Raw genomic sequence first — 12,277 nt, 5'->3', positions numbered from 1 at the left:
GATGAGCATATTTGAGGCTATAATGCTGCTTTGCTTTGGAGCTGCATGGCCCTTTTCGATAATAAAATCATATAAGTCAAGGTCGGTCGCTGGGAAAAGCCCCTATTTTCTGATAGTAGTAATTATCGGGTACATCTCAGGTATAATAAATAAGCTTCTCTATAGCAACGATATCGTCATGTATCTTTATATTTTGAACCTTCTTATGGTAGCAACAGATCTGGCTCTTTACCATAGAAATGTAAAGCTTCTAAAGGAGTCCTAGTTTGAGGAGAAAGGAAGGTACTTCTATGAACGAAATAACTAAGCTTTTATACAGGCTTGTATCTGTAAGAAGTGATACTGGCAGCAGCTTTGAAAGAGAAATGGCTGATGAAATTTATAGTGTTATCGGGGAAAATCAATATTTTAAAAGTAATCCCGATCTATTCGGTAAATATAACAGTGGAGATATTCTCGATAGACCTGTGGTTTGGGCATTAAGGCGTGGCTTAAACAACAAAACACTTATAATAACCGGACACTACGACACTGTAGGTATAGATTCATACGGGATATACCAGCAATATGCTCTTGACCCTGATAATTTAAAACAAAAATTTCTAGAAGGCGGCTTTGGAGATGAACTTATAAGGAGAGATCTTGGAGACCCCAACTGGGCTTTCGGCAGAGGCATAGCAGATATGAAGGCAGGACTAGCTATTGGCTTAAATGCTTTATTTACAAGCAGTGAGGATGACCTTAATATCTTATTTGTCGCTGTGCCTGACGAGGAGAACATATCCTCAGGAGCTATAATGGCAACTGATCTATATCACGAATTAAAAGACAAGTTTGGTCTAGAATATGTACTAGCTATAGTGCCAGAGCCTGAAAGCCACAGGGTAGGGGAAGCAGTAGATATAATCGGTGGAAGCATGGGTAAGTTTATGCCTGTTATAGTGGTTAAAGGTATTCTAACTCATGCAGGCTATTTAATGAAAGGACTTAACTCAGGTTTTATTCTATCTGAGATTATTCGTAGAATCGAGCTGGATAAGACGAAGATATTGTCAAAGGATGGCATATACACTCAGCCTCCTACGGTTCAAATGTTCAGAGATCTTAAAAAAGGATATGACGTATCTGTTCCTGAGTATAGTGCTGCCCTTTTTAACTTTATGTTCCTTAAACTTAGAACTCCAAATAGTTACATAGAAGACCTTAGGATAGTATGTAGGGATGCGTTGGAAACTGCGGTTCATAAGTATAATGATACTTTTTCTGAGCTTGTGGATATGGGGCTTCAAAAGGAAGAGTTTAGATTAAAATTTGATCCCAGAGTAATGACACTGGCAGAACTGGATGAATATACTTCAAATAAAAAAGCCGGTTATAAAACATTTAAAGATAAGCTTAATCAGGAAATTTCAAAGAAAGTCCACTCCAAGGAGATAACTCTTCAAACAGCAAGCATAGATACTATCAAAGCAATATTAGAGTACTCAGAGATCACGGAGTCTGTTGCAGTAATTGGCATATCTCCTCCGTACTACCCCGCAGTTGCCAATGATGTCTTAGATAAAGATGTGGATTATGCTTTTGATGATTTGGATGTGAGTTTAAGAGAAGAATTTGGATTTGGATTACGACATGTTTACTCAAACCTTGGAATGACAGACATAAGCTATATGTCCTGCACAGATCCAGAAGGTGAGAGAGAGTTTCTGGGAAATATGACTGTACCGAAAGAACTCTATGATATCCCAGTTGAGAGAATAGCAGAGCTAAACATCCCAACCTACAAGATTGGCCCAATTGAAAGAGATATCCATAAGATTGGAGAAAGAGTTTATTTGCCTGATGTTGAATCAATTATCCCAAGGGTATTTGAGAAAATTATAAGAAACCTATCAAGAAAATAGTTTTCATGAAAAAGCTCGGGAATAATTTCCTGAGCTTTTTCATGGTCATATCGCCTCGAATATCATAATTTCCTTGCTTTCAATAAGATCTGCGATCGCTGGGCCGAAAAACGCGAAATGAGGTGTTGCTTTATGGTATTCAAAGGCCTCCATGCTCGTGTACTTCTCATACAAAAAAACCTTGTTTCCATTTACGGCTGCTTCATAGTTCAAACAGCCAGGCTCTGCCAGACTGTTCTCTGAATTCTTCTTTAGCAGCTGAATGAACTCATCAAGCTTGTCCTCTTTTACCACGTAATTAACCTGTATAACTACCTTTTTCATCCGATCAACCTCCCATTGGCTAAATTATCCACGTATCAATGCAGCATGTAAAAATCATTGTCCAATTATTTTTCTATAGTAATCAAGCTCCAGGATTTTAGCTGAGTAGTAGAATTTCTCTTCAATCATAGCTGAGATCTCTCTGCGGTACTCCTCCTGGATTTCGGGACTTTCATCCTTAAATTCACCGAAGGCTTCAAATTTTCCTGTTCTTGAGTTGTATCTTCCCTTGTCAGTTATAAAACTCCTGTCATACAGCAGTACCAGAGGTTTTGAATCAGATAACAGGTCCCTGCCCATCAAAAGTCTGGAATCATATTCAAGTCCCATAAGATTTGTAATAGTAGGCAGAATATCCAGGCTTGAACCAGGTTTGTCGATCCTCATGGGCTTCATACCCTTGGCATAGAGGAGAAAAGCATTTTTGTAAAGCTCAAAGGTCTCCTCTATTTCATGACCTGCAAGAGCATCAAGGTGATTTTTTTCAAGTGCATAGGGGTAATGATCTGCACTCAGTGCAAAAAGGGTATTTTCAGCAATTCCAGCTTTATCTAACTCTGCCAACATATACTCAAGTGCTCTGTCTAGCTCTACTTGCGTGGCAAGGTACGCCTTTGCTCCTTCGGGATATGGAAGATCCTTCACAATTGCCTTGTTCTTATTTGCTATGAAGTTTCCGGCGAAGGTATACCTCATGTGGCCACTTACAGTCATATAATATGCATGAAAAGGCTGGTCCTCAATATACTCAGGAAGTGTAAGCTCCATCATTTCAAGATCGGATTCGGGCCAGGTCTTAGTAATGTTTAGACCGTTTCCTAAGCCTTTATATTCATATCCTGCATTTGGATGTGAAAGATGGCGGTCATAATAGTCATAGGAATGGTTATGGTACGCCTTGGTTATGTATCCACGCTTCTTCAGTTGATTTCCCATAGTAAAGGGCAGCAGGTTGTCCTTGGAATGCCTGTAGCTCCACACTCCGCTTTTTGGTATGAGTCCTGTAGTAGCAACGTATTCTCCATCTGAAGTGCTTACCCCCCATAGTGCAGTGTAGAAGTTATCAAACCTGAAGCCTTCGTTATACATCTTGTAAAGTGTAGGGGTGACATTCGGATCTATACCCAGGTGAGAAAAGCCTTCAGCAGTTATGAATATGAGATTATAATCCTTAAACATACCTGTGAATTGATTTTTCATAGTTGGTTCAACTGTACTGAAGTATGAATGAAGCTTCTTAAGCTGAGGATCTTTCTCATCCTGTACAAGATCAGCAAACTCGATTTCCATAGTATTCGGCTCTTGTTTTACTACTTCTACTTCAATCACCTCAATAGTATCATCAAGCTTCTTTTTAGGGATCACAACTATTGCGTTCCCGCTTCCAAGCTCCTTTGGCTCCCAATCGAGCAATGACCTCTTTAAGTCAAGCCTCATGTAGGTCAAAAGGCCGAGATTATTGACAGACATCTCAGGATGATGGATATTGTAGTATAGGTTATATGCTGAGTTCACGTTCCTGCTTCCTTGATTTATTATGGTTAAACCGAAAACGTGTAATACCGAAGCAACTGCAAACAAGATGATTAATTGTCTTGGGTCAAATCCTTTTAGCTCCGTCGATCTTCCTATAGTAACAAACAAAGCAAAGGGTAGAAACATAAGAAGGACGAGGTGTATATTTTCCAGTATCATATAGAGTGCTTCCTTGGCAAATTCCATTACTTTTCCGGCATTGCCTGCAGAATAGACGATATAAAAGGTCCTGAATATTTTGTAGTAGACCAGCTGAGACGCAAAGAGGAACCCAAGTATGAATAACAACGCTGCAGGAACAAGCTTTCTTCCCGCAAGTGATGACAGTATTCCTAAGCATATTGCAAATACAGCGCCAAAGAGCGTGGTATAGAATATACCATTCGACTGCCTTATAGCGGTAGTAAATAGCCTGAGAATAGTTTCAAGATATATGATCGAAAGGAAAAACAATACTGACAGAACCAATGTGTTCATTTTTCTCGTCGCCCTTTTAAGTTTTTTATAATTCAGCATTTGAATCACCTGCACTATACTCCTTTATTACTATAGTATACCACCATGTCTATAGACTGAATAATATTTTTCTTGAAGAATAGGTCATTTGTGGCATATTATCTCGTGTAGGGTATATTGCATTCATAACTACGTTTTAAATGGAGGATTTTTATGAGGCTATTTATAGGTATCGATTTTAATGACGAAACGATTGAGCTTATGGAGTCTACAATAACAAAACTAAAAAACATCGCAGAAAAGGGAAGATTTGTAAGACCAGAGCTTTTACACTTAACTGTAGAATTTTTGGGAGAGATCGAATCTGAGAGATTAAATGAGCTTCAGGAAATCATAGAAGATATTAAATTTGATCCCTTCTACATAAAGCCCTCCAACTTTGGCACCTTCAAAAGGCGAGAGGGAGATATATTATGGGTTGGGATTAAAGAAAACCAAGATCTCCAGGCACTTTGGGCGATGATTCACAAAACTCTCAGAGATTCCGGATTCAAAGTAGAAGACCGACCCTATGTGCCCCATATAACACTTGGAAGGAAAGTAAGGATCACATCAGATATAAATGAGCTTGAGAGTAGTATGGCACGGGCTATGCCAGATTCTTTGGTCGACAGGATCCACATTTTTCATTCAACGAGTAAAAATGGACATTTGGAGTACATCAAGATATATAGTGGTGTAATCCAGAAATAGAGTATTATTTCAGGAAAACTTTTGCATGATTGAATCTACCCCATGATACCGTTTTGGTATCTTGTTTTTTTCATGTCATTAATATAGAATTCTCATTAAAATATTTTTACGTGAGGAGAAGTCTGTATGATCAGGCAATTTAAGAAGGTATTGGTAGCAAACAGAGGCGAGATAGCCATAAGAATAATCAGAGCGTGTCAGGAACTGGGGATAAGGACGGTTGCGATTTATTCTGAAGAGGACAAGAATTCACTTTTCAGAACTAAAGCGGATGAATCTTATCTAATAGGCAAGAATAGAGGACCAATCGAAGCTTATCTTAACATCGATGAAATAATAAAGCTGGCTCTTAAAAAGGGTGTTGATGCTATCCATCCAGGCTATGGATTCCTAAGCGAGAATCCCGAGCTTTCAAGGAAATGTAAGGAGGTTGGCATTGAATTCATAGGTCCTGATACTGAAATGATGGAAAGACTTGGAGACAAAATCAAGTCCAAGCAGGTTGCTTCATCAGTCGGTGTAAGGACTATACCAGGCACAGAAAGGGCAGTGAACACAGATCAAGAGGCACTCCGGTTTGCTGGTGAAACTGGATATCCTGTTATGCTCAAGGCTTCCGCAGGTGGCGGCGGTAGAGGTATGAGAGTCGTTCATGATGAGGAGCAGCTTGCCCGCGAATACTGGAATGCAAGAAATGAAGCTAAAAAGGCCTTTGGAAACGATGACGTATTTATTGAGAAATATCTGGAAAAACCTAAGCACATCGAGGTACAGATATTAGGAGATAAATATGGGAACCTGGTCCATCTTTATGAAAGAGACTGCTCTATACAGAGGCGACACCAGAAGGTCGTGGAGTTTACTCCCGCATTTACTATTACTGAGGAACAAAGGCAGGCAATATGCAGTGATGCCGTAAGAATAGGAAGCTCAATAAATTACTGCAACGCAGGGACCGTGGAATTTCTCCTGGACCGCCATGGGCAGCATTATTTTATCGAGGTAAATCCAAGGATACAGGTAGAGCACACCGTATCTGAAATGGTCACAGGAATCGACATAGTTCAGGCGCAGATTCTGATAGCTCAAGGATACTCCTTAAACTCCGATAAGATCGGAATAAAAAGCCAAAGTGATATCCAACCCAGAGGATTTGCTATCCAGTGCAGAGTAACTACGGAGGATCCTCTCAATAATTTTGCTCCGGATACCGGAACAATTGACACTTACAGGTCAGGCTCGGGTTTCGGTATTCGTCTGGATGGAGGGAGTGCATTTACAGGAGCAACCATAACTCCATATTACGACAGCCTGCTTGTAAAGGTAACAGCCCATTCCAGAACATTTGAGGATGCTGCGAGGAAGGCTTCCAGAGCCTTGAGGGAGATAGTGGTCCGTGGAGTGAAGACAAATATTCCCCTGTTGATCAACATCCTTAACAACAAAGAGTTTCTTTCAGGAACCTGCGATACTGGTTTCCTGACCTTCCACCCTGAACTTTTCGATATTAGTATAAAGGACGACGTTGAGCTTAAGGTCCTTAAGCATATCGGAAGCAGGGTCGTGAATGTAACGAGGGGGAATAAGCCTGATTTCGACGTTCCTAAGATACCAAAGGTTGAGAGACCTGAAGTACAGAGCGGAACAAAGCAGATTCTGGATGAGAGAGGACCCGATGGACTTGTAGAGTGGATCAAGGGAACTGAAAGACTACTTATAACAGATACTACAATGAGAGATGCTCATCAGTCTCTTATTGCTACAAGAATGAGAACGACAGATATGATGAATATTGCTAAGGCAACATCGGTCCTTGCATCAGATTTATTTTCCCTTGAAATGTGGGGAGGTGCAACCTTTGACGTCGCCTACAGATTCCTTAGCGAATCGCCCTGGGAGAGACTTGAGAACCTTAGAAGAAAGATACCAAACATCATGTTCCAGATGCTCCTTAGAGGAGCAAATGCAGTAGGATATAAGAACTATCCTGATAATGTAGTTAGAGAGTTCATTCAGCAGTCTGCAAAAAGTGGTATAGACGTATTCAGGATATTTGACTCTCTCAATTGGATAAAAGGAATGGAGGTAGCGATAGACGAGGTTCTTAAAACGGGTAAGGTTGCTGAAGCCTGTATTTGTTATACAGGAGACATTTTAGATTCTACAAGGGATAAGTACACACTTCAGTATTATGTGGAGGAGGCGAAAAAGCTTGAAAAGGCTGGAGCACACATCCTAGGGATAAAGGACATGTCCTCGTTATTAAAACCCAAAGCTGGCTATAAGCTGATAAAGGCTTTGAAGCAGGAAATAGGCATACCGATCCATCTCCATACCCATGATACAAGCGGAAATGGTGTTGCAACTGTCCTCATGGCAGCGATGGCTGGAGTAGACATAGCAGATACAGCCTTTAACAGCATGTCAGGATTAACCAGCCAGCCTGCTCTTAACTCAGTGGTTGCAGCACTTGAACACACCGAGAGGGCAACAGGCCTTGTACTAGAAGACCTGGAGAAGATATCTGAGTACTGGGAGAGCATCAGACCAGTATATTACCAATTCGAAAGCGGACTTAAATCAGGTTCAGCTTCAATATACAAGTATGAGATCCCTGGAGGTCAGTACTCAAATCTGAAACCGCAGGTAGAGAGCTTTGGCCTGGGGCACCGGTTTGACGACGTCAAGGAAATGTTCAGGGAAGTCAACGACATGTTTGGGGACATAGTCAAGGTGACCCCTTCATCGAAGGCAGTAGGAGATATGGCGATCTTTATGATCCAGAACGATCTTAACAGGGATAATATATATGATAAGGGAAAGGAACTGAGTTTTCCGGATTCCGTAGTCTCTTATTTCGAAGGGATGATGGGTCAGCCTGTGGGAGGTTTCCCAGAGGAGTTGCAAAACCTTGTTCTTAAGGGCAAGAAACCGATTACTGTAAGGCCAGGTGAACTTCTACCTCCAGAGGATTTCGCCAAGGCGAGGGATTACCTTGAGAGCAAGTATGAAAGGGAGTTCTCTATGGAAGAGTTGCTTTCATATATAATGTATCCCAAGGTATTCGAAGATTATTTAAAAGATATCAAAGAAAATGGCGACAATTCAAGGATGAACAGTCATGTATTCTTCCATGGATTAAGGCTTGGCGAGACAGCAGAGGTCCATATAGATGAAGGAAAGATACTGGTAGTAAGCCTTCTTGAGATAGGAGAGGTCGACAAAGAAGGGAACAGAACTCTTTTATTTGAGGTAAATGACAGTACAAGAGCCGTTAAGATCAGAGACGGCCAATCCAGTGTAATAAGGGAGGAAAAGGAGGTTCCTATGGCAGACCCTTCAGTTCCGGGAGAGATTGGTGCCAGCATACCTGGAAGAATAGCTAAGCTTCTTGTAAAGCAGGGTCAGGCAGTAAAGAAGAATCAGACATTGTTTGTCCTCGAGGCTATGAAAATGGAAACAGAAGTAGCTTCACCAGTCGACGGCACTGTTAAGGCCTTGTTTGCCAAGGAAGGACAGATGCTGGCCAGTAATGAACTGGTTGTGAGGATAGAGTGAATACAATTCACATTTCACAGAGCACAATTCACAATGCACAATTGAAAAAAGCAGCTAAGAACTAAGAAATAAGAACCAAGAGCAAAGTATAGGGGATAGTAGGGGCAGACAGGGTCGTCTGCCCCTACTATCCCCTATACATTCCCCATAATTTGAGATTGTTAATTGCCAGACTATTCTACAAAGTGTATACTTTAATCGAGAGGAATAAACACAGCATCACATTAAAGGGAGGTTTGAAAATGATCGAGCAAGTAAAAGAAGGGATACTGTACTACGACGGCTGTAATACTCTTGAGCTGGCAAAGGAATTTGGAACGCCGTTATATGTTTATTCAGAAACAGATATCCTTAACAAGATCAATGAGATGAAGGAGTGCTTCACAAACAAGTACGAAAGGACCAGAATAGCTTATGCTGCGAAAGCCTTTGGTGTGATGGGCATATTCAGACTCATGGAAAGAGAAGGTCTATGCATTGATGTCGTGTCAGGTGGAGAGCTATACACAGCAATAAAAGCGGGATTCCCACCGGAAAGGATCGAATTTAATGGCAATAACAAACAGATCCATGAGCTTGAGATGGCTGTTGAATATGGAATAGGAAGGATCATAGTAGACGGGATTGAAGAGCTTTCCTTAATAGAAGATATATGCAAGGAAAAAGGGAAGAGGATAGAGATCCTGTACAGAATTACCCCTGGGGTAAGAAGTGATTCCCATGATTACATAGTAACAGGCAAGAAGGATTCACAGTTTGGTATGCCTTTGGATGATTATATATTAATGCCAGCTGTTGATGCAGCAATAAATTCAGTGGTTGTAGACTTCAAGGGCTATCATTTTCACCTTGGTTCCCAGTTGTTCGACAATTCGTCGCATTTACAGGCAGTGGAAATACTCCTGGAGCTAATAGAGAAAACAAGAGACAAGTTTGGTTTTGAAATAGAAGAGGTCAATTTGGGTGGAGGCTTTGGAATAAGGTATACTAATGAGGTAAGAAAGCCATTCAGTTATTTCCTCGAGCCAATGATGGAGAGGATAGAAGAGTATTTCAAGAAAAATGGGCGCATAAGACCTGAGGTAGTCATAGAACCTGGTAGAAGCCTTGTGGGAGAATCAGGGATGACACTTTATACCATAGGCAACATTAAGGAGATTGAAGGGATCAGGAAATATGTTGCAGTAAATGGTGGTATGCCTGACAATATAAGACCCGCCCTATACCAGGCTAAGTACAGAGGAGTTATTGCCAACAAGGCATCTATTGAAGCGGATGATAAGGTCACCGTCTGCGGTAAATGCTGTGAATCAGGTGATGTCCTTATGAGAGATGTATCCCTTCAAAGAGCAGAACGTGGAGATGTACTGGCGGTATTTACAACAGGAGCCTACGGATATTCCATGGCGAGCAACTACAACAAGAATCCTGTACCTGCAGTTGTGCTTGTAAAGGACGGTAGAGCAGAGCTGATGGTCAAGCGTCAAAGCTATGATGATATGATCAAAAATGAGTTGATCCCTGAGTCAATGAAGTAAGGAGGATCATATGTTATTTACTAAGATGCACGGCGCAGGCAATGATTTTATCATCATAAACAATTTAGTGGAAAATATACCTGAAGAAGTGTTTCCAAGCCTTGCAAAAGCTCTTTGTCAGAGAAGGATGTCCATTGGTGCCGATGGGATGATGATAATTGACAAAGCTCAGGGGGACGGAGATTTCAGGATGCACTTTTTCAATTCTGATGGCACGATAGGCGAAATGTGTGGAAACGGTGCCAGATGCATTGCCAGATATGGATTTGAGAAGGGATTATCCAAAGATATACAAAAAATAGAAACAACGGCCGGGATGGTTACAGGCTGGAGAGTAGATGAAAGACAGTACAAGGTCAAACTCAATGACCCAACCTATATCAAGCTGGATCATGATATTGATATCGGAGGGAGCACTTATAAATGCTCTTATATTGAATTAGGAAATCCAGGACTGCCTCATGGAGTTGTTTACCTTGAGGGAATGTCAGAGATGGATCATGACGAGTTGAGAAAGCTTGGAAGAATACTCAGGAACCATAGCTCATTTCCAAAAGGAGCAAATATAAATTTCTGCCAGTTGGATGGTCAAGATGGATTAAGGGCCATAACCTATGAGCGAGGAGTAGAGGATTTCACTCTTGCTTGCGGAACAGGAGCAGGATCCATGGCTCTTGCTATGAGGCTAAAGGGAGTTGTGAAGGAGGACAGAGTGAGGATCGAGAAGCCCGGAGGAACTCTATTTATTGAGCTTGAAAAGAGTGATGACACTTATTCGATCTACTTGATCGGACCTACCTGCATGGTGGTAGAGGGGCAGGTCCTGGATGAGAACATGAAGAAATTATGGGAGGGTTTGGAATGAGGTATAATTTTGATGAAATGATCGATAGAAGAGATTTTTATTCAGTCAAGTACGACGAGAGAATGAAGAAATTCGGCACAGATGATGTTATTCCGTTATGGATAGCTGATATGGACTTTAGAACTGCTCAGCCAATAATAGATGCTATGATCAAGCGGGCAGAGCATGGCATTTTTGGGTATGTTTCTAAACCTCTAAGCTATAAGGAGGCAGCTGCTGAGTTTCAACTGAGAAGGCACGGATGGAAGCTGGATACTGATACAATGAGCTTTGCAGTAGGTATTGTTCCTGCGATGGCTGAACTGGTAAGAGAGTTCACAGATCCAGGTGAAAAGGTTTTAATCCAGACTCCTGTTTACCCTGAGTTCTACAACGTGGTAGAGGTTTGGGAAGGGAGAGAGGTAGTTGAAAACAAGCTTCTGGAAAAGAATGGCTGGTACGATATCGACTTTGAGGATTTCGAGGAGAAACTGAAGTCTGGAGTTAAGCTGTTCATTCTATGCAATCCCCATAATCCAATAGGAAGAATATGGACAAAGGAAGAGCTAGTAAGAATGGGAGAGCTTTGCCTAAAGTATAATGTTCCTGTAATATCTGATGAAATCCACGGAGATCTTGAGCTTTATGGGAATAAGTACACAGCCTTCGGAACACTGTCAGAGGAGCTAAAGAAGAACACAATAATATGCTTCGCAGCTACAAAAACCTTTAACCTTGCGGGTTTACAGGCATGCTCCATAGTATTTCACAGAGAGGATTGGAAGAAGAGATTCGACGGCTTCTGGAGCGGTCTCGATATCCACAGAAATAATTGCTTCAGTCTTGTCGCCATGGAGGCAGCTTGGAGACATGGAGATGAGTGGCTGGATCAAATGCTGGAGTATGTTGGAGAGAACATGAAATATGTTAAGGAGTATCTTGAAATGGAGATCCCACAGATTAAAATGACTATCCCCCAAGCTACATACCTGATGTGGCTGGATTGCAGAGAGCTAGGGATGGATTCAAAAGAACTCAATGAGTTTTTTGTCAAAAAGGCCAAGGTTGGAATGAATAATGGCAAGGATTTCTGCAGAAGTCTTGATGGGTATATGAGAATGAATGCCGCTCACCCAAGAGCTCAGCTGAAGCAGGCATTGGAGCAGATAAAAGAAGCGGTTGAGGCGACCTTTGGTCGCAGTGAATAACGATTAGTGAATAGCGAATAGTAAAAATACCCTCCATAAACGTTCATTATAAGACATTTAATATCAAAATGAACGGAAATGGAGGGTATTTTCTTTTACTAACCACTAACAACTAACTACTAACTACTATTTTTCATTGTGAATTTAATTGTTCAA

At 41.2% G+C, this 12,277-nt stretch carries 9 protein-coding genes; 7 read left to right on the top strand and 2 right to left on the bottom strand.

Going from position 1 to position 12,277, the window contains the following annotated elements; all coding sequences use genetic code 11:
• The first annotated feature begins 1 nt into the window (after position 1).
• Both AC4PHB_RS06620 and AC4PHB_RS06615 read left to right on the top strand, forming a co-directional pair.
• Entirely contained in the window at positions 2–265 is a 264-nt protein-coding gene (locus AC4PHB_RS06620) for a hypothetical protein (protein ID WP_492135664.1), read from the top strand.
• A 25-nt stretch (positions 266–290) separates the two neighbouring features.
• Entirely contained in the window at positions 291–1,904 is a 1,614-nt protein-coding gene (locus AC4PHB_RS06615; RefSeq protein ID WP_492135663.1) for a M20/M25/M40 family metallo-hydrolase, read from the top strand.
• Between the two features lie 45 nt (positions 1,905–1,949).
• Here the strand turns inward: AC4PHB_RS06615 and AC4PHB_RS06610 are convergent, their stop codons facing one another.
• Both AC4PHB_RS06610 and AC4PHB_RS06605 read right to left on the bottom strand, forming a co-directional pair.
• Positions 1,950–2,228: a putative quinol monooxygenase gene (locus tag AC4PHB_RS06610; protein ID WP_492135662.1), complete on the bottom strand. Its 279-nt coding sequence runs from the start codon at positions 2,226–2,228 to the stop codon at positions 1,950–1,952.
• Positions 2,229–2,282: 54 nt separating this feature from the next.
• A complete protein-coding gene (locus AC4PHB_RS06605) occupies positions 2,283–4,280 on the bottom strand; it encodes an LTA synthase family protein (RefSeq protein WP_492135661.1) in 1,998 nt (665 codons plus the stop codon).
• 153 nt (positions 4,281–4,433) lie between these two features.
• Between AC4PHB_RS06605 and thpR the strand changes: the two genes are divergently transcribed.
• From thpR to AC4PHB_RS06580, 5 genes are all read left to right on the top strand, one after another.
• Positions 4,434–4,973: an RNA 2',3'-cyclic phosphodiesterase gene (gene thpR / locus AC4PHB_RS06600; protein ID WP_492135660.1), complete on the top strand. Its 540-nt coding sequence runs from the start codon at positions 4,434–4,436 to the stop codon at positions 4,971–4,973.
• A 129-nt stretch (positions 4,974–5,102) separates the two neighbouring features.
• Entirely contained in the window at positions 5,103–8,531 is a 3,429-nt protein-coding gene (locus AC4PHB_RS06595) for a pyruvate carboxylase (RefSeq protein ID WP_492137751.1), read from the top strand.
• A 242-nt stretch (positions 8,532–8,773) separates the two neighbouring features.
• Positions 8,774–10,069, top strand: coding sequence for a diaminopimelate decarboxylase (gene lysA, locus AC4PHB_RS06590; protein ID WP_492135659.1), 1,296 nt, complete (start codon positions 8,774–8,776; stop codon positions 10,067–10,069).
• A 10-nt stretch (positions 10,070–10,079) separates the two neighbouring features.
• Entirely contained in the window at positions 10,080–10,934 is an 855-nt protein-coding gene (gene dapF / locus AC4PHB_RS06585) for a diaminopimelate epimerase (protein ID WP_492135658.1), read from the top strand.
• A complete protein-coding gene (locus tag AC4PHB_RS06580; protein WP_492135657.1) occupies positions 10,931–12,121 on the top strand; it encodes a MalY/PatB family protein in 1,191 nt (396 codons plus the stop codon). The genes dapF and AC4PHB_RS06580 overlap by 4 nt, the downstream gene beginning before the upstream one ends.
• Positions 12,122–12,277 lie beyond the last annotated feature (156 nt).

Source organism: Gudongella sp. QWL-04 (genome assembly GCF_058683975.1).
Note: the sequence above shows the minus strand (reverse complement) of the source record. Positions and strands in the feature narration are given on the sequence as shown.